This is a genomic window from Pseudomonas sp. OE 28.3, from assembly GCF_014268205.2.
Lineage (GTDB): Bacteria > Pseudomonadota > Gammaproteobacteria > Pseudomonadales > Pseudomonadaceae > Aquipseudomonas > Aquipseudomonas edaphica.
In genome coordinates, this window is sequence record NZ_CP077082.1 from 463,217 (window position 1) to 480,976 (window position 17,760).

Below are 17,760 nucleotides of genomic sequence, written 5' to 3' on the forward strand. Positions count from 1 at the left end.
CGGTGCTTGGGTAGCAGTATTTTCCAGGCCAAAACCTTCGCAACCCCACGTCCTGTCAGAAAATTCTTTCTGGTTATATAAACATTCTTAAATAGTATTTTTAAGAATATCCGCGCTTATCTACTATCGCCCTCACGCCGCAAGCAGTGCCGCCACTGCCAGGCACTATTTATTTCAGGAGCGAGACCATGAGCGCATCTCTACGTAGCGTCGACGGCCAGGACGAAGCAGCCATTTTGCGTGAGATCCAGAGCGCCTTGCGCGACCTGCGGTTTGGCGCGGTGGAAATCACTGTGCACAACGCCCAAGTGGTCCAGATCGAGCGCAAGGAAAAATTCCGTTTGCAGAACCCGGGTAGCAAACCGAGCTAAGCAACAACGGCGATTCGCATGCTAGACCCGCAACTATAAGAAAAAGCCAACACCCAAGAATTATCAGGAGCTTCTATGTCGTCGATTCGCCGTTACGCCCTGGCCGCACTGGCCAGCGCCGTGTTTGCCGGTTCCGCCGTTGCCAAGGACTACGAGTTGCTCAACGTCTCGTATGACCCGACCCGTGAGCTGTACCAGGACTACAACGCTGAGTTCACCAGCTACTGGAAACAGTCCCACCCTGGCGACAACGTGAAGATCCAGCAATCCCACGGTGGCTCGGGCAAGCAAGGCCGTGCGGTGATCGACGGCTTGCGCGCCGACGTAGTGACCCTGGCCCTGGCCGGCGACATCGATGAAATCGCCAAACTGGGCAAGACCCTGCCGGAAAACTGGCAAACCCGCCTGCCGGATGCGAGCACTCCGTACACCTCGACCATCGTGTTCCTGGTGCGCAAGGGCAACCCTAAAGGCATCAAGGACTGGGGCGACCTGATCAAGAAAGACGTTTCCGTTATCACGCCTAACCCGAAAACCTCCGGCGGTGCGCGCTGGAACTTCCTCGCCGCGTGGGCCTACGGCCTTAAATCCGGCGGCAGCGAAGCCAAGGCCCAGGAATACGTAAAAGAGCTGTTCAAGCACGTGCCGATCCTCGACACCGGCGCTCGCGGTTCGACCATCACCTTCGTCAACAACGGTCAGGGTGACGTGTTGCTGGCGTGGGAAAACGAGGCGTTCCTGGCACTCAAAGAAGACGGCGGCGCCGACAAGTTCGATATCGTCGTGCCGTCCCTGTCGATCCTCGCGGAGCCGCCAGTGGCCGTGGTCGACAAAAACGCCGAGAAAAAGGGCAATACCGAGATCGCCACCGAATACCTCAAGCACCTGTACAGCCCGGCTGGCCAGGAGATTGCGGCGAAGAACTTCTACCGCCCACGCGATGCAAAAGTGGCCGCCAAATACGCCCAGCAGTTCCCGAAACTGGACCTGGTGACTATCGACAAAGACTTCGGCGGCTGGAAAACTGCCCAACCGAAATTCTTTAACGACGGTGGCGTGTTCGACCAGATCTACACGGCGCAGTAAGCCAAATTACCTGTAGGAGCCCGCCTTTCGGCGGGGGCCGGCTTGTGTGGGAGCTGGCTTGCCTGCGATAGCATCACCAAGGTGTGACTGACACACCGAGGTGCCTGCATCGCAGGCAAGCCAGCTCCCACAGAAAGGCAGTGGTGTTTACCCTTTAACCAAGGACTCTTATGTCGCGTCGTATTTCCCCCGTCATACCCGGCTTCGGGCTGACGCTGGGCTACACCGTGGTGTACCTCAGCCTGATCGTACTCATCCCCCTGGCGGCGATGTTTGTACATGCCGCTCAACTCACTTGGGATCAGTTCTGGGCCATCATTACCGCACCGCGTGTGCTGGCGGCGTTAAAACTGAGCTTCAGCACCGCGCTTTACGCCGCGTTGATCAATGGCGTGATCGGCACGTTGCTGGCCTGGGTGTTGGTGCGCTACACCTTCCCGGGCCGCAAGATCATCGATGCGATGATCGACTTGCCGTTTGCCCTGCCCACGGCCGTTGCCGGTATTGCGCTGACCGCCTTGTACACGCCGACCGGCCTGGTTGGCCAGTTCGCCGCCGACCTGGGCTTCAAGATCGCCTACAGCCCCTTGGGCATCACCCTGGCGCTGACCTTCGTCACGCTGCCGTTCGTGGTGCGCACGGTGCAGCCGGTGCTGGCCGACATCCCCCGGGAAATCGAAGAAGCCGCCGCCTGCCTGGGCGCCAAACCGTTGCAGGTGTTCCGCTACATCCTCGTGCCGGCCTTGCTGCCCGCCTGGCTGACCGGCTTTGCGCTGGCCTTTGCCCGTGGCGTGGGTGAGTACGGTTCGGTGATTTTCATCGCCGGCAACATGCCGATGAAAACCGAGATCCTGCCGCTGCTGATCATGGTCAAGCTCGACCAATACGACTACCGCGGTGCCACCTCCATTGGCGTGTTGATGCTGGTGGTTTCCTTTGTCTTGCTGCTGCTGATCAACTTGTTGCAGCGGCGCATCGAACGTCCATAAGGAGGCGCGGAGCATGTCCCAATCGTCTATTTCCGCTGCAGCCTCGGCCAATGCTGCCCGGCGTGGCAGCGCGGTGTCGCGACGCATCCTGATCGGCCTGGGCTGGCTGGTGTTCTTCCTGTTCCTGCTGCTGCCGCTGTTTATCGTGGTGTCCCAGGGTTTGAAGAATGGCCTCGGCGCGTTCTTCACGGCGATCCTTGAGCCGGACGCGCTGTCGGCGCTCAAGCTCACGGTGATCGCCGTGGTGATTTCGGTGCCGCTCAACCTGGTGTTCGGCGTCAGTGCCGCGTGGTGTGTGAGCAAGTACTCGTTCCGTGGCAAGAGCATTCTGGTCACGCTGATCGACCTGCCGTTCTCGGTGTCGCCGGTGATCGCGGGCCTGGTCTACGTGCTGATGTTCGGCGCCCAGGGCTTCTTCGGCCCGTGGCTGCAAGACCATGACATCCAGATCGTGTTCGCCTTGCCGGGCATTGTGCTGGCGACCATCTTCGTGACGGTGCCGTTCGTGGCCCGTGAACTGATCCCGTTGATGCAGGAGCAGGGCACCCAGGAAGAAGAAGCCGCACGCCTGTTGGGCGCCAATGGCTGGCAGATGTTCTGGCATGTGACCGTGCCGAACATCAAGTGGGGCCTGATCTACGGCGTGGTGCTGTGTACCGCGCGGGCGATGGGTGAGTTCGGCGCGGTGTCGGTGGTGTCCGGTCACATTCGCGGCGTCACCAACACCCTGCCGCTGCACGTCGAGATCCTCTACAACGAATACAACCATGTCGCCGCGTTTGCCGTCGCGAGCCTGTTGCTGATCCTGGCGCTCTTCATCCTGCTGCTCAAGCAGTGGAGCGAGAACCGTATCAACCGCCTGCGCAACAGCGCCGGTGAGGAATAAGTCATGTCGATCGAAGTCCGTAATGTCAGCAAGAACTTCAACGCCTTCAAGGCCCTGAACAGCATCAATCTGGACATCCAGAGTGGCGAGCTGGTGGCGTTGCTGGGCCCGTCCGGCTGCGGCAAGACCACCTTGCTGCGCATCATTGCAGGCCTGGAAACCCCGGACGCCGGCAGCATCGTGTTCCACGGCGAAGACGTGTCCGGCCACGACGTGCGTGATCGCAACGTCGGCTTTGTGTTCCAGCACTACGCGCTGTTCCGCCACATGACCGTGTTCGACAACGTTGCCTTCGGCCTGCGCATGAAGCCGAAAAACCAGCGCCCGAGCGAAAGCCAGATTGCGGTCAAAGTGCATGAACTGCTGAATATGGTGCAGCTTGATTGGCTGTCGGATCGCTACCCGGAACAACTCTCCGGTGGCCAGCGTCAGCGTATCGCCCTGGCGCGCGCCCTGGCGGTAGAACCCAAGGTGCTGCTGCTGGATGAACCCTTCGGTGCCCTCGACGCCAAGGTGCGTAAAGAGCTGCGCCGCTGGCTGGCGCGCCTGCACGAAGATATCAACCTCACCTCGGTGTTCGTGACCCACGACCAGGAAGAGGCCATGGAAGTCGCCGACCGTATCGTGGTGATGAACAAGGGCGTGATCGAGCAGATCGGCTCACCGGGCGAAGTCTACGAAAACCCGGCCAGCGATTTTGTGTATCACTTCCTCGGTGATTCCAACCGTCTGCACTTGGGCGAAGACAAGCACGTGCTGTTCCGCCCGCATGAAGTGTCGCTGTCGCGCCATGAGCTGGAAGATCACCACGCCGCGCAAGTGCGCGATATTCGCCCGCTCGGCGCCACCACACGGGTGACGCTCAAGGTCGAAGGCCAAAGCGAGCTGATCGAGGCCGAAGTGGTCAAAGACCACGACAGCCTGACCGGATTGGCGCGTGGCGAGACCTTGTTCTTCAAGCCCAAGGTCTGGCAAAAAGCCTGACCCTCAGATCGTTCACTCTGCGTGGGAACGATCATGTGGGAGCTGGCTTGCCTGCGATAGCATCACTACGGTGTGACTGATACACCGAGGTGCCTGTATCGCAGGCAAGCCAGCTCCCACATTCAGACCTTGCTTGGCTTCAGATCGCGGCGTTCTACCGGGCCGGACCGCGCCTCAATCTGCTCTTTAAGTTCCTGCCGCAACCCCAGCACAAACGCCAGCTCCGCCACCACAAACAACGGCCCCACAATCAATCCCGACACATCATCCACAAACGCCGGCTTCCTGCCTTCGTAATAGTGCCCGACAAACTGAATCACCCAGCCCACCACAAACATACCGATGCCGCTGCTCAGCCATACCAGCGTGCTCTGTGCCGCCAGCGCATGCCCGGCCCATACCGACAAACCCATCAACAGCGTCATCAGCAGGCCCAGCGCCAGTTCCAGGCGCAAGTAGAACCATGCCGAAAACAGCGCGAGTAGCACTGCCGGAGATATCCACAGGCTGCCGATTGCCCATTCAGGGCGCGACAGCAGCACCGCCACGGCGACCACAATCAACGGGATGCCGATAAAGTGGCTGGCGATATTGCGCGGGTCGCGGTGGTAGGCGGCGTATTGGCTGAGGTGGTCGACGAGGCTTTTCATTGTTGTTCCTCCTGTAGGATGCTTGATCATGCCCTGTCCGCCTGTGACTGACTGTCAGCTGGGCGACAATCTTCGGAGTGCTCATGGACACAGAGAAATGGCGTACTCGCTTGGCCTCTGGCCACTGGTTCAGCCACCTGCCTGAGCCTTTTCAGCATAGCCTGCTGGCCCACGCCCGGCAGCGGCAGCTGGCGGCGGGGCAAACCCTGTTCAAGCGTGGCGACCCACCCTGTGGCCTGTACGCGGTGCTCGACGGCGCCTTGCGCATCAGTGCGGTGAATGAACACGGCAAGGAAGCACTGTTGAGCCTGGTGGAATCACCCTTCTGGCTGGGTGAGATTTGCCTGTTCGACGGCCTGCCACGCACCCACGACGCCTGCGCCGTCGGGCCGTGCACGCTGCTGCAGGTGCCACAGCAGGCGTTGCTCAGTATCCTCAATGAAAGCCCGCAGTACTGGCGCGACCTGGCGTTGTTGATGAGCCAGAAGCTGCGCCTGAGTTTTATCAATATCGAGCAATTGAGCCTGATGCCGGCGTCGGTGCGCCTGGCCCATCGTCTGTTGATGATCGTCGAGGGTTATGGCGAGGCCGAGTCTTTAAAAAGCATGCTGCAACTGCCCCAGGAAGACCTGGCCGCCATGCTGAGCCTGTCACGCCAGACCACCAACGCCTTGCTCAAGGACCTGCAGGCCCAAGGCATCGTGCGCCTGGGCTACGGCGAGATCGAAATCCTTGATGCCCGGCGACTGCGTGAGGCGGCGCACACCTGAGGGTGTTAGCCTGCAAGCCTGATTAATCGAGGTGTGTTATGCGCGTGCTGTTAGTGGAACATGAATCCGAAGAGGCGCAGCGGATGGCCCAGGGCTTGAACGAGGCCAGTTACAGCGTCGAAGTCGCGGCCAATGGCATGGCGGCGTTGCGTTTCGTGGAAAGCACCGAGTACGACCTGGTGATTCTGGATGTGATGCTGCCGGGCCTGAATGCCTGGAAGTTGCAGCAGGCGATTCGGTTAAAGGGTGAGACACCCGTGCTGTTCCTGACCACGCCCGGTGGCATTGAAGACCGCTTGCGTGGGTTGGAACTGCATGAGGATGATTATTTGCTCAAGCCGTTTGATGCCAAGGTGCTGGTGGCGCGGGTGAAAAAACTCTTGCGGCGTGGTCGCTGAGCCACCGCTATCGCAGGCAAGCCAGCTCCCACAGTTGAAATGCATTGCCCTGTGGGAGCTGGCTTGCCTGCGATGAGGCCCGACCTAGCGCAACCCATCGCGAAACTGCCCCGGCGTCATCCCCGTCCAGCGCTTGAACGCTCGGCTGAAACTGCTGGTATCGGCAAACCCAAGCAAATAACTGATCTCGGCCAATGAGCAGTGCGGATCGCGCAGGTGCAGCAGCGCCAGGTTCTCGCGGCACTCATTGAGCAACGCATCAAACCGACAGCCTTCATCCGCCAAATGCCGCTGCAAGCTGCGCAAGCTCAGGTGCAACGCCTGGGCGATGCGCTCGGCACTCGGCTCGCCCTCCGGCAATTGTTCCTCGATCGCCCTGCGCACCTTGCGTTCCCAGGTCAGCGGTTGCAGCTGGGCCAGGGTGCGCTTGAGCACGGTTTCATTGTGCTCGGCCAACTCGGGGTTGGCGTCGTCCAGGTGGCTGTCGAAGTCCTGGGCGGAAAATTCAAGTCGGTCTTCCTCGGCATCGAAGAACACCGGTGCGCGAAACACCGTGTGCCAGGGTTTTGGATCCACCGGTTCCGGCCGCCGCAGGTACACTGCCAACGGCGCGTAGTCACGGCCCAGGCGATTACGGCAGGTGCGCACATAGATCGCTGCAAACGCATCAATCGCTTCCGGCGCCGGTGCCGGACTGTCCGCAGGTTGCAGCAGACGAAAGCGGTAACGCTCACCCTCTCGGCTAAGCTCCAGCGTCAGGGCATCGCTGACCACTTGGTGATACCGCACGATGCGCTCGAACACCTCACGCAAGCTGCCGCTGGCCACCAGCGCATAACCCAGCGCATGAAAGGTGGTCGGGCTCACAAACCGCGACACGCGCAAGCCGATCGCCGGGTCGCCACTGGCCTGCACTGCCAGCGCCCACAGGCGTGTGGTGGCCGACAGCGGGTAGCGTGCGTTGGGGTCGTCCATCTGCTGCGGGTCGAGCCCGGCCTCGATGCACAGCGCGGCGCTGTCCAGGTTGAGGGCGTCGAGCTGCTTGCGCAGGGCGCGGGTCCAACTGGCGAGAGACGTGGGTTCAGTCATGGTGATTGGCGCTTGCGGTCAACAGGTTGGCGTCCGGGGCTAGCGTCCCGCCCGATCGCTTGGGGCAGGATGGACGTATCACTTAACAAGAGGATGGGAGCATGGACGGTACTTCTGCAAGTCCCCAACAGATGAATGCGCAACAGCGCTCGGCAAAAATCCGCGAAGTGGTGCTCGCCGAGGGCGTGCGGTTGCGCCAACAGCACCCCTGGCTGCTGCATCAGGACGCGTTGGGCGCGGGCATCCTGGCCTTTGCCTTGCTCGGCATGCTCGGTTCGGCGGCGCTCTATATCACCGGTCATATGGCCTGGTGGGCATGTTTGCTGCTCAACGCTTTCCTCGCTTCGCTGACCCACGAGCTGGAACACGACCTGATCCACAGCATGTACTTTCGCAAGCAACGTGTGCCACACAACCTGATGATGGGCCTGGTGTGGCTGGCGCGGCCGAGCACCATCAACCCGTGGATACGCCGGCATTTGCACCTTAACCACCACAAGGTGTCCGGCACCGAAACCGATATGGAAGAGCGCGCCATTACCAATGGCGAGCCGTGGGGGTTCGCGCGGTTGCTGATGGTGGGCGATAACGTGATGTCGGCGTTTATCCGCATGCTGCGGGCCAAGACCTGGAGTCACAAACTCAAGATCCTCAAACGCTCGCTGCTGGTGTACGCACCGCTGGCGCTGCTGCATTGGGGCGCGTGGTATGTGTTCCTGGGCTTTCATGCCGCCAATGGCATCGCCAGCCTGATGGGCGCGCCAATCCAGTGGTCCGCCGGTACCTTGCAGATGATGCAGGTGATTGATATCGCCGCCGTGGTGCTCATCGGTCCTAACGTGCTGCGCACCTTTTGCCTGCACTTTGTCAGCTCCAACATGCACTATTACGGCGATGTGGAACTGGGCAACGTGATCCAGCAAACCCAGGTGCTCAACCCGTGGTGGATGTGGCCGTTGCAGGCGTTTTGCTTCAACTTCGGCAGCACTCACGGCATCCACCATTTTGTGGTGAAGGAGCCGTTCTACATCCGTCAGATGACCGCCAAGGTGGCGCATAAGGTGATGCGCGAGATGGGTGTGCGCTTCAATGATATCGGCACGTTTACCCGCGCCAATCGGCTTGAGCGCCAGGAGGGACGGCTGAGCGAACTCAACCCGATGGAAACGACCACGCGCTGAGCAAGCGTCCCGGTCACCCTGGGGTGACCGGGTACGGTTTACTGAATGGCCTGGTAGAAGTTCACCTGTGCTTCATCGAGGTACGCGAGGATTTTCGCCGGCAGGCGCTCGGTGGGTTTCGCCGGGCCGAAGGCTTTGTAGAGCGTTTCGAAATGCGCGTGCAGGTCCGCGACGCTTTCCCACTGTTCGTTGAGAAAGAACCGGTTGGGGTTCTCTTCATCCTTATGCCATTGATAGACCACGGCCTTGTCGTGCTGATGGGTGAGTTTCTGTGAGACGGCCGCTACATCACGATAGAACTCGGCCTGCTTGCCTTCTTTGATGGTGCCGCTGAAAACCAGGTAGAGCATGTTGGAGTCCTCGGTTTGGGGAGATTGCAGAACATCTGCATCGCCAAACTAGCCTCAGTGAGCAGGCCCTTGTAGCCAGTCCGCCGCGAATTCAGAATTCGTAAAAGGCCTCGTTGCCCAGTCAGGCCAGGGGGGCGAGCCAGGCGCGCAAGGTGTCGGGATGCCTTGCCAGCCAATCGCTCGCGGCGGCATCTGCGGATTGCCCGCCACGGTTGAGCGCATCATCGAGTTCGGCAACGATGAGGTTGGAGAGGCGAATATTGTCCAGCACCTGGATTTCGGCAGCCGTGAGTAACACCAAGCGATCCTCGCGGGCCAGCAGCACTGCTCTGTCGACACTGCCGAGTAATCCCTTGGGGTCTTTCAGGTCGCGAATTCGATAACGGTGGTGCAGGAACTGAGGGTGCCACAGTGGCACGATGCCCCAGCGCCGCTGCTGATACAGCGCCTCGAACGCCTTAATACAATCGTCCTGGCTGCCCGTGCGGAACTGATATCCGGCGTTGTTCAACCCGTATTCGTCCATGATTTTCAGCGAGAAACGAGTAATGCCTGCACCCGGGCCGATCCCCTGGATCAGCGGGTTCATCCGGGCCCGGACGTCGGGCTTGAGCAGGTCCTCGATGGATTCCACGTCCTGCTCGCTGACGTAGTCCGGCACTCCCCACAAGGCATAAGGCTGGTAGTGCAAGCCCAGTTCGCGAGTGGGCGTCACTGCCTCCACCGCTTGCTTGTACAGCCCGTGGCTGAACGGAATCCAGGCGGAGACCAGCATGTCGACCGAGCCTTTGCGCAACTGCTCGAAGTTTTCCTCGTGCAGGGCATAGTGGCGCTCGACGGTCAGGCCCATGCGTTGCAAAACCAGCGCTACCACCGCAGCGGTAACCCGATGGAAAGACAGGTCCGTCACCCCTAGTCGAACGACGCGTGGGCCGCTCGCGAGATTTGTTTTGCCTGCAGCCTGGTGAGTTACCGTCATGATTTATTCCTATGCTAAAAATCGCCCTGGAACTCGGCGATCATGAACTCGACGAACGCCCGAGCCTTGGATGAGATCAACCGCGCGCTGGGATAGATCGCCCAGATATCCCGGGTTTGCTCCAACACACACCCCGGCATGATTTCCACCAACGCGCCGCTTTCCAGTGAGGCCCTGACGTTCCACTGTGAAACAGAGACAATGCCGAGCCCACCCTCGGCGGCAAGCCGCGCGCTTTCGCCGCAATTGACTCTGAGCGAACCACTGATTGCCGTTACTTCGTGTGACTGGGCGCCCACGAAACGCCAATGGTCCTCGTCGCCCAGCAGGATGCAGGAATGGTTGACCAGCTCCGCCGGTGAAGTCGGTTCGCCATGCGCCTGGAGGTAGGCGGGTGCCGCACACAGGATGCGCCGGTCGCAGCCGAGCTTGCGCGCCACCAGAGATGAGTCCTTCAGGGAGGCGATGCGGATTGCCACATCAATCCCGATCTCGGTCAGGTCCTGCATTTGATCCGACAGTATCAGGTCGATCTTCAGCTTCGGGTTGGCGTGCAAGAACCGGGTAATGGCCGGCATCAGGCACATCCGCGCGAAGGATCCGGGGGCGGACACTCTTAACACCCGCTTGGCCACGTCCTTGCCTTTCACCGCGACCAGATAGGCCTCATCCACGGCTGCCAGCACCCTGATTGCATGGGGCAGAAACAGCGCACCGTCTTCGGTCAGGCTGACCTGGCGGGTAGTGCGATGCAGCAGGCGCATGCCCAGGTATTCTTCAAGCTTCGCCAGCTTGTGGCTGGCCACCGAGGGCGCGAGTCCCAGCTCCCTGCCGGCTGCGGTGATATTGCCCAGTTCCGTTGATCGCATGAAAAGGTTCAACGCATCGATATTCATGCTTGTGCGCCGCTAGTGGGTGGGCGCCGGTGCGGCATCGATCTTCACTCGCAGCAGGCTGTAGGGTTTCTGGCGCAAGTCTTTGCCTGCGTGAAAGATGCCTTGGCGGTGCAACTGATTGGCGATGAAGTACAGGTAGCCGTCAGGACCGATTGACAGTGTGTCGGGCCAGAGCACGCGAGGATCATGGACGATGGTCTGCCATTGCCCGTTCGCCAGCCGTTTGCGCACGCTGTTGTTTTCGTAGTCACCGGCATAGACGGCCCCCGAGGCGTCGGCTTCAAGCCCGTCCGAGGCGCCTTTTTCCCCGAGGTCTTTGACCGCCATCTCTAGGCGCGCTTCGCTGACTGTCGTGTCTCGCAGCAGCGCCGTGGGGATGGAATACAGGTGCCGGCTCGACAGCGGGCAGAAGTACAAGGTCTGACCATCCGCCGACAGGGCGATGCCGTCCGAAGCCACGGCAAACGGTTGGGTGCCGCCTTTGGCATCCCGCACTTTCAGGACCTGGCCTTCGACCATGGGCACGAAGTTCGGGTCGACCGAGGTCGAGGGTGCACCACTGAGCCGGCGTATGGCCGTGCCACTGGCGATGTCCATGACGATGATCGCGCCCGGGCCGGTAAGGGAGGAGTCGGTGATATAGATCACGCCTTGGTCACCTACGCGAAAATCAAAGCGCATGTCGTTGACGTAGGTGCCGGGCAGCATGACGTTTTTCGGGAATACGAGGGTCTTGACCACTTTGTTGGTGGCGAGATCAACCGCGACGAGCTTGGCACCCCCCGGCTGTGGAGACGAGAAGCCAGGCGCTGCGGTGTCCAGTATCCAGAGGTGCCCGCGCCCGTCGGCCACCACGCTTTGTACGCTGATAAATCCTTTGGCCGGGTCTTTGGGGTTGGCCTGATTTATCGCCTGGTCAGGGTAGGGTACGACGTTGCCATCGCGCAGTTCTGCGACGGTAAACGGCACCTCGTCGCCCCAGCGAGGAAAGTTGACAAAGATGCGTCCGGTCTCGGTAACGCTCACGCCGGTGGGCATGGCATCGTGGAAGGCGTGCACCTGCTCGATGGCGCCAACGCTCTGATCGGCGGGCAGGTTCGCCGGCATGGAAGCCTGGGCGGCAGTGCCGGTGAGGGCCACTGCCAAGGCGAGGGCAGTCCAGCTGAGTGGGTATTTCAAGTACATGGCGGGGCTCCAGGTTTTTCTGTTCTGGAGCCAATGGTGTCGGTTCCCTGCAGACGAAAAAACCCGCTGATTGCCGATAACAGTTTCATTGAAATCAAGAGAATGGGTTGCCGCGCACGCCCGGTTTTTTAGCTGCGGGCGAGCAAGCTTGCTTCAGCAGAGGGGCTGTCCACGGTGACCAGGGTTTCGATCATCGCCTTCGCCGCCGGCGACAAGCGAAACCCGGTACGGCTGATGATCCCGCAGCGGTTGTTCAAACTGTCGAGGCTGTGAGGCACATTGCGCCAGTGCAGTACCGTCAGTGCGCCACGGGCAACGTCTTCGGCAAACGCATCCTCGGCGCCCAGGCCGATCGCATTGGACTGGTGCACGATGGCTGCCAGCGCCGCAAACTGCTCCAGCTCGATTGCGGGAGAAAAGTCGATACGCCCGCTCAGGTTGGCCAGCAGCTTGCGTACTCCGGGAGCGATCAGCGGTGTGGCCAGTGGGTAGTCAAACAAATCGTTGGTTGAGAGGCTGTCCTTGGCCAGTAACGGGTGCCCGGCGCGGCAGAAAAACACATTGCGCCTGGGTGTCAGGGCCTGGGTCTGAAAGTTCGGATCGGCCTCGAAGTGGCGCACATCGGCGATGAAGAATTCGATCTCCTCGCGGCTCAAGCTACGCCCGAGTTTTTCCCAGTTATCCACCTGCAAACCGCTGCGTACTCGGGGATGGGCGCCGACAAACCGCGCGATCGCCTCGGGCACCAGGTTCACTGCCGCCACGGCATCGCAGCCGAAGCGCAATTCGCCGGCGTCGAGCTTGGTCATGCGGGTGACTTCGTGGCTCAGCCGCGCCGCCCCCTGAACCAGCGACAAGGCATGTTGCAACACCACCTGGCCCTCGGGGGTGGGGCGCAGGTCTTTGTGGGCGCGGTCCACCAGCACACAGCCGAACTCCTGTTCCAGGCTCTGGATACTGCGGCTGAACGCCGGCTGGGTAATGCCCATGGCGTCGGCGGCGCGCACAAAACTGCGGTACTCGTTCAGAGCGATGAAGTAGCGCAGTTGGCGAAGGTCCATGGAGTTTTCCGGCGTCCTGAAGGAAGCCGGGATTTTAATCGCCTCGCTTATTCCTCCAAAGAAGCTTTATTTTTTTATCTAGACTCAAATTGCATATTCATAGAGCCGGCGCGGTAGGTGGCCGGGCTGAACACGCGGGTCACGATCAGCATCGCCACCACCGTCACCGTCAGCACCATCCAGGCGCTGACGAAACTACCGGTCAGTTCCCGCAGCCAGCCGGTCAGCCACGGCGAAATGGCGTTGATCAAAAAACCTACGCCTTGTACGAAAGCCGCCAGTTGCCCGGCTTGGCGCGGGTCGCGGTGGTGGTCGAGGGTCAGCAGCAGGCTGAGGGCGAAACACGCGCCCAGGCCAAACCCGCACAAGGCGACCCACAGGTGCGGGTACTCCAGCGGTGCGAGGATCAGGCCGAGGTAGCCGACTGTCTGTGCCAACAGGCTGATGCCGAGCAGCGGGCGACGGTCGATACCGCGCTGAGCCAGCACCGGCATCAACAGTGCAGCGATCACCTGGAAGATGGTCATGAACGCCAGCAACGAACCGCTCGGCAACACGCCCCAGCCCAGTTGCTGATAGTAGGCCGGCAGCCACGCCACCATGCTCATGTAGCCGCAATTCACCAGCCCGAAATACAGCGCCAGCAGCCAGGCCCGACGATTGCGCAGCCCCTTGAATGCCGGCGCGATTTGCAGGTTTCTCGCCGCGCCCAACGGCAGCCAGGCCCACAGCAGCAACGCCCCCAGCGCCGGCAACAGCCACACACCCAACCCCGCCTGCCATTGCTGAAAATGCGTGGCCACCAGCGGGCTGAGCAACGCTGCCAGCCCGCCGCCAGCCATCAACGAGGCTGAGTACACACCCATCGCCACCGGCACGCGGTGATGAAATTCGCGCTTGATCATTGCCGGCACCAATGCCTGGATCAGCGCCACACCGGCGCCGCCCAGCAACGCCGTAACGAGCAGCGCCGACGCCTGGCCCATCAACCAACGTGCCAGGCAGGCCAGCAGAATCATCATTAAGCCGAGCGCGATGCCGCGCCGCTCGCCCAGGCGCGCTTCCACGCGCACACCGACCAGCGCCACCAGGCCCATGCACACCACTGGCAGGCTGGTGAGCAGGGCGCTGCTTTGGAAGCTCAGCCCGGTGGCCTGACGAATCTCGCCGAGCAAGGGGCTGATGGAGCTGAGAATGGGGCGCAGGTTCAGGCCCAGTACGACCAAAAGGCCCCAGCCGGCCAATTTTCCTGCGAATGAATGGTTGAGCGTCATGCACGGCCTATCGTCTGCGCAAAAGAGGCGTGAAGTATGGCGAGCCGCCAGAGTATTCTGAAATTAAATATAACCATGCCAACCAGTGGCAAACGCAATGGTGAAAAACATGTTCGATCCCATGTTGCTGCGTAGTTTTATCGCCGTGGTGGATTGCGGCAATTTCACTCGCGCTGCCGAGCGCTTGCACCTGACCCAATCCACCGTGAGCCAGCAGATTCGTCGCCTGGAAGACGCCGTGGCATGCCAGTTGCTCGACCGCGATCAACGCCACGTGGTGCCCACCGCCGAGGGCGAGCGTTTGCTGGCCTACGCGCGGCGCATCCTCGCGCTGCATGAGGAGGCCGCCGATGTGTTGATCAACCAGCAAAGCGACGGCGTGTTGCGCCTCGGCGTGCCGGAGGACTTTGCCGCCGAGCGCCTGATGCCGTTGCTGTCGGCTTTTGTGGTGGCCTATCCGCGAGTGCGGCTGGAAGTCACCAGCGGTCTCAGTCCGGAACTGCAGCGGCAATACCGCGCCGGTGAGTTCGACGTGTTGCTGGTCAAGCAGATGGGCGACAGCGATGACTGCGTGGCCTCGTGGCCGGAACCGCTGTGTTGGGTAGACAGCCGCAGCATGCCGTCGATTGGGCGCGACCCGCTGCCCTTGGTAGCGTTTCCGGTAGGCGGTTTGTACCGCAATGAAATGCTCCACCACCTGGAAGTTGGCGGTTGGCGTTGGCGCATCGGCTATTCCAGCGCCAGCCTGGCCAGTGTGTGCTCGGCGGTGGCGGCGGGGTTGGGTATCAGCCTGTTGCCGCGACGGGTGGTGCAGCCAGGGCATGTGGTACTGGGTGACGACAGTGGTTTACCCATGGTCCAGGGCGTGCGCCTGGCGCTGTATGGCCGCAGTGGGTTGGGCGCGGCCGGGCAGACTTTGCAGCAGCAATTGTTCGCTCTATGCGCCAATAACCCATCTTGAAGCGTTCGACGAGCGTTTTTTTGTGGCGAGCGGGCTTGCCCCGCGTTGGGCTGCGCAGCGGCCCCTCTAAGGCAAGACGCGGCGCGCCAGGCATAGCGTGTTGGCAGGTTTTGGGTCTGCTACGCAGCCCAACGCGGGGCAAGCCCGCTCGCCACAATCCATGCGTTTACTGAATATTTTTTATGCCTTTAAAGCATTCAAAAACAACCCCTTCGCCACAGGCCACGGCCAACGTGGCTTTGGCGTTTCAGGATGTTTCGTTTATTCAATTTAGATCTATGTATAACTTTAAAGATTACTTTAAGGGATAAGCGTCTAGCCCCGATGATTCAGCCCTCGACGGCCGCTTTGGCAGGCCTGTCGGTTTTTTGGTGTGAAAACCGTAGGGAGTGAATCAATGGGCAATGTCCAGACCGCCGCCAGTGCACCCGAGGCGAAGTGGCGCCAGGCACCGGGTGGTGAGTTGGTCGACCTTGGCCGGCCGCACCGCGCGCCGTTGGGGCAATTGCGTTTGCAGAAAACCCCGAAGCGTTTTTCGAGTCGTCGTGAAGGGATTCTGCTGGGGTTGCTGGTGTTGGCCTTGCACGGTGCGGTGATTTATTGGGTGAGCCAGAAGCCCACGCCGGTGTTGCCGATTGTGCCGCCGGAAATCCCGCCGATGACGATCGAATTTTCCCAACCCGCGCCGCCGGTGGTGGAGCCGCCTGTGCCTGTACCGCCGCCACCGCCTGTGGTCGAGCCACCACCGCCGGTAGTCGATGAGTTGGCCGCCAAACCAGCGCCGCCCAAACCTGTTCCAAAACCCAAGCCGAAGCCGGTGCCAAAACCTGAACCCAAACCTGTGCCAAAAGCGGTCGAGCAACCGCCTGTGCCACCGAAGCCTGCGCCTCCAGCGCCAGCAGCGCCACCGGCACCTTCACCTGCGCCGGTGACACCTGCTTCGGCCAACGCCGCGTACTTGAAGAAACCGGCGCCGGAGTACCCGTCACTGGCCCAGCGCCGTGGTTGGGAAGGCACCGTGCTGTTGCGCGTGCATGTGTTGGCCAGCGGTAAGCCGGGTGAGGTCCAGGTCCAGAAAAGCAGCGGTCGCCAGCAACTCGACGACGCCGCATTGACCGCCGTGAAGCGTTGGAGCTTCGTGCCGGCCAAGCAGGGCGATGTGGCCCAGGACGGCTGGGTCAGCGTCCCGATCGATTTCAAGATTCACTAACGATTCGGCAGCGGTGTGTTGGACACGCCGCCACCTGCACAGAGGGAAAACATCATGGCATTAGCATCTCCACTTGAATCCATCGAAAGCGCGGTAATCTGGCTGCTGGTGGTCTTTTCGGTCGCCACCTGGGGCCTGGCGTTGTTGAAGGGCGTGCAGTTCGGGCGCCTCAAAGCGCAGGATCGCAAGTTTCACAAACAGTTCTGGGCGGCGTCGAGTCTCGATTCCGCCGCTGAGCTGACCGAGACCCAGCCCGGCGCCGCAGCCCGTGTAGCCCAGGCCGGTTATGCCGCGATCCAGGTCGGCGATGCCCCGCACGCAGCAGACTTGAGCCAGGCCATCAATCACCAGGACCGCCTTGAACGTGCCCTGCGCCAGCAGATCGTGCGTGAGCGCCGCTCTCTGGAAACCGGCCTGGCCGTGGTCGCCAGTATTGGCAGCACCTCGCCGTTTATCGGCCTGTTCGGCACCGTGTGGGGCATCATGGAAGCCCTCAAAGGCATCAGCGCTGCCGGCTCGGCCAGCCTGGAAACCGTCGCAGGTCCAATTGGTGCGGCATTGGTCGCCACCGGTGTGGGTATCGCGGTCGCAGTGCCGGCGGTACTGGTCTACAACTACTTCCTGCGTCGCCTCAAGCTCACGGCAGCGGACCTGGATGACTTCGCCCACGACTTCTACAGCCTGGCGCAGAAGAATTCCTTCCGCGTGCTGCTGCACCCTACGCTGACCAAAAGCGCGGCAGGCACCGCGCAAAAAGTGAAGGAGGCGTCCTGAAATGGCCTTCTCCACGCAAGACAGTGATGAGGTGCTGAGCGAGATCAACGTCACGCCGCTGGTGGACGTGATGCTGGTGCTGCTGGTGGTGTTTATCGTCACCGCGCCGTTATTGACCAATTCGATCCCGATCAACCTGCCCAAGACCCAGGCCGTAGCCCCGGTGGAGCAGAAAGACCCGCTGGTGGTAAGCATCGACGGCGCCGGCAAATTGTTTATCAACAAGGATGAAATCCAGCCTGACCTGCTGGAATTCAATCTGCAGGCGGCCAAGGCCAAGGACCCGGAGGTGCGGGTGCAGCTGCAGGCCGATGATGGTGTGAATTACGGCGAAGTGGCGCGAGCCATGGCGTCTATCGAGCGCGCAGGCATCACCAAGCTGTCGGTGATTACTGCACGTTAAGTTTCAAAAGCCTCGACAATTTTTTGGCCGTCTCCTTGGCAGGGTGCGGCCTTTTTTTTGCCTGGTATTTACCTGATTTCCACTGTGCAACCCGGTCCATGTGGGAGCTGGCCTGCGATAGCGGTGGGTCAGTCGATGCATCTGTAACTGACCCACCGCTATCGCAGGCAAGCCAGCTCCCACATTTTTGATTATCCGTGTGATTGATATTTTGGTTATTAATAAATAGCTTCTTATTCCTTAACGAATATAACCCTCGTCCC

At 60.9% G+C, this 17,760-nt stretch carries 20 protein-coding genes; 12 read left to right on the forward strand and 8 right to left on the reverse strand.

Going from position 1 to position 17,760, the window contains the following annotated elements; translation table 11 throughout:
• Window positions 1-188: 188 nt before the first annotated feature.
• From oscA to HU759_RS02010, 5 genes are all read left to right on the forward strand, one after another.
• Window positions 189-371 (forward strand): sulfur starvation response protein OscA, encoded by a 183-nt coding sequence (oscA, locus tag HU759_RS01990; RefSeq protein ID WP_186617870.1) that lies wholly within the window; start codon window positions 189-191, stop codon window positions 369-371.
• Between the two features lie 75 nt (window positions 372-446).
• Window positions 447-1,457, forward strand: coding sequence for a sulfate ABC transporter substrate-binding protein (locus HU759_RS01995; RefSeq protein ID WP_003170959.1), 1,011 nt, complete (start codon window positions 447-449; stop codon window positions 1,455-1,457).
• 170 nt (window positions 1,458-1,627) lie between these two features.
• The gene (gene cysT / locus HU759_RS02000) at window positions 1,628-2,446 is read left to right on the forward strand and encodes a sulfate ABC transporter permease subunit CysT (protein ID WP_138451204.1); all 819 of its coding nucleotides are present in this window, start codon (window positions 1,628-1,630) and stop codon (window positions 2,444-2,446) included.
• A gap of 13 nt (window positions 2,447-2,459) precedes the next feature.
• Window positions 2,460-3,332 carry a sulfate ABC transporter permease subunit CysW gene (gene cysW / locus HU759_RS02005; protein WP_138451201.1) on the forward strand — a complete coding sequence of 291 codons (873 nt, stop codon included), beginning with the start codon at window positions 2,460-2,462 and terminating at the stop codon, window positions 3,330-3,332.
• Window positions 3,333-3,335: 3 nt separating this feature from the next.
• Window positions 3,336-4,316: a sulfate ABC transporter ATP-binding protein gene (locus HU759_RS02010; protein ID WP_017136697.1), complete on the forward strand. Its 981-nt coding sequence runs from the start codon at window positions 3,336-3,338 to the stop codon at window positions 4,314-4,316.
• 122 nt (window positions 4,317-4,438) lie between these two features.
• On the opposite strand, the gene HU759_RS02015 is transcribed toward HU759_RS02010, so the two are convergent.
• On the reverse strand, window positions 4,439-4,966 hold the full coding sequence (locus tag HU759_RS02015) for an Mpo1-like protein (protein WP_099549548.1): 528 nt from the start codon (window positions 4,964-4,966) through the stop codon (window positions 4,439-4,441).
• An 83-nt stretch (window positions 4,967-5,049) separates the two neighbouring features.
• Here HU759_RS02015 and HU759_RS02020 point away from each other — a divergent pair, with 83 nt between their 5' ends.
• Window positions 5,050-5,736: a Crp/Fnr family transcriptional regulator gene (locus tag HU759_RS02020; protein ID WP_017136699.1), complete on the forward strand. Its 687-nt coding sequence runs from the start codon at window positions 5,050-5,052 to the stop codon at window positions 5,734-5,736.
• Between the two features lie 38 nt (window positions 5,737-5,774).
• Window positions 5,775-6,134, forward strand: a complete 360-nt coding sequence (locus HU759_RS02025; protein ID WP_017136700.1) for a response regulator — start codon at window positions 5,775-5,777, stop codon at window positions 6,132-6,134.
• Between the two features lie 84 nt (window positions 6,135-6,218).
• On the opposite strand, the gene HU759_RS02030 is transcribed toward HU759_RS02025, so the two are convergent.
• Complete coding sequence (locus HU759_RS02030) at window positions 6,219-7,223, reverse strand: AraC family transcriptional regulator (protein ID WP_099549546.1); 1,005 nt, start codon at window positions 7,221-7,223, stop codon at window positions 6,219-6,221.
• A gap of 101 nt (window positions 7,224-7,324) precedes the next feature.
• Here HU759_RS02030 and HU759_RS02035 point away from each other — a divergent pair, with 101 nt between their 5' ends.
• Complete coding sequence (locus HU759_RS02035; RefSeq protein WP_186617871.1) at window positions 7,325-8,404, forward strand: fatty acid desaturase; 1,080 nt, start codon at window positions 7,325-7,327, stop codon at window positions 8,402-8,404.
• A 38-nt stretch (window positions 8,405-8,442) separates the two neighbouring features.
• On the opposite strand, the gene HU759_RS02040 is transcribed toward HU759_RS02035, so the two are convergent.
• The 6 genes from HU759_RS02040 to HU759_RS02065 form a co-directional block, all read right to left on the reverse strand.
• Window positions 8,443-8,754 (reverse strand): antibiotic biosynthesis monooxygenase family protein, encoded by a 312-nt coding sequence (locus tag HU759_RS02040; protein ID WP_003218128.1) that lies wholly within the window; start codon window positions 8,752-8,754, stop codon window positions 8,443-8,445.
• A gap of 121 nt (window positions 8,755-8,875) precedes the next feature.
• Window positions 8,876-9,733 (reverse strand): glycine betaine ABC transporter substrate-binding protein, encoded by an 858-nt coding sequence (locus HU759_RS02045; protein ID WP_170039451.1) that lies wholly within the window; start codon window positions 9,731-9,733, stop codon window positions 8,876-8,878.
• A 14-nt stretch (window positions 9,734-9,747) separates the two neighbouring features.
• Window positions 9,748-10,629, reverse strand: a complete 882-nt coding sequence (locus HU759_RS02050) for a LysR family transcriptional regulator (RefSeq protein ID WP_170039453.1) — start codon at window positions 10,627-10,629, stop codon at window positions 9,748-9,750.
• A 12-nt stretch (window positions 10,630-10,641) separates the two neighbouring features.
• A complete protein-coding gene (locus HU759_RS02055) occupies window positions 10,642-11,814 on the reverse strand; it encodes an L-dopachrome tautomerase-related protein (RefSeq protein WP_186617872.1) in 1,173 nt (390 codons plus the stop codon).
• Between the two features lie 128 nt (window positions 11,815-11,942).
• The gene (locus tag HU759_RS02060) at window positions 11,943-12,875 is read right to left on the reverse strand and encodes a LysR family transcriptional regulator (RefSeq protein WP_186617873.1); all 933 of its coding nucleotides are present in this window, start codon (window positions 12,873-12,875) and stop codon (window positions 11,943-11,945) included.
• 74 nt (window positions 12,876-12,949) lie between these two features.
• Window positions 12,950-14,149: a CynX/NimT family MFS transporter gene (locus HU759_RS02065; protein WP_170039460.1), complete on the reverse strand. Its 1,200-nt coding sequence runs from the start codon at window positions 14,147-14,149 to the stop codon at window positions 12,950-12,952.
• 109 nt (window positions 14,150-14,258) lie between these two features.
• Between HU759_RS02065 and HU759_RS02070 the strand changes: the two genes are divergently transcribed.
• The 4 genes from HU759_RS02070 (at window position 14,259) to HU759_RS02085 (ending at window position 17,497) form a co-directional block, all read left to right on the forward strand.
• Entirely contained in the window at window positions 14,259-15,110 is an 852-nt protein-coding gene (locus HU759_RS02070; RefSeq protein ID WP_186617874.1) for a LysR family transcriptional regulator, read from the forward strand.
• 397 nt (window positions 15,111-15,507) lie between these two features.
• The gene (locus tag HU759_RS02075) at window positions 15,508-16,320 is read left to right on the forward strand and encodes an energy transducer TonB (protein WP_186617876.1); all 813 of its coding nucleotides are present in this window, start codon (window positions 15,508-15,510) and stop codon (window positions 16,318-16,320) included.
• A 51-nt stretch (window positions 16,321-16,371) separates the two neighbouring features.
• Window positions 16,372-17,094 (forward strand): MotA/TolQ/ExbB proton channel family protein, encoded by a 723-nt coding sequence (locus tag HU759_RS02080; protein ID WP_085985974.1) that lies wholly within the window; start codon window positions 16,372-16,374, stop codon window positions 17,092-17,094.
• Between the two features lies 1 nt (window position 17,095).
• Complete coding sequence (locus HU759_RS02085; RefSeq protein WP_017136714.1) at window positions 17,096-17,497, forward strand: biopolymer transporter ExbD; 402 nt, start codon at window positions 17,096-17,098, stop codon at window positions 17,495-17,497.
• Window positions 17,498-17,760 lie beyond the last annotated feature (263 nt).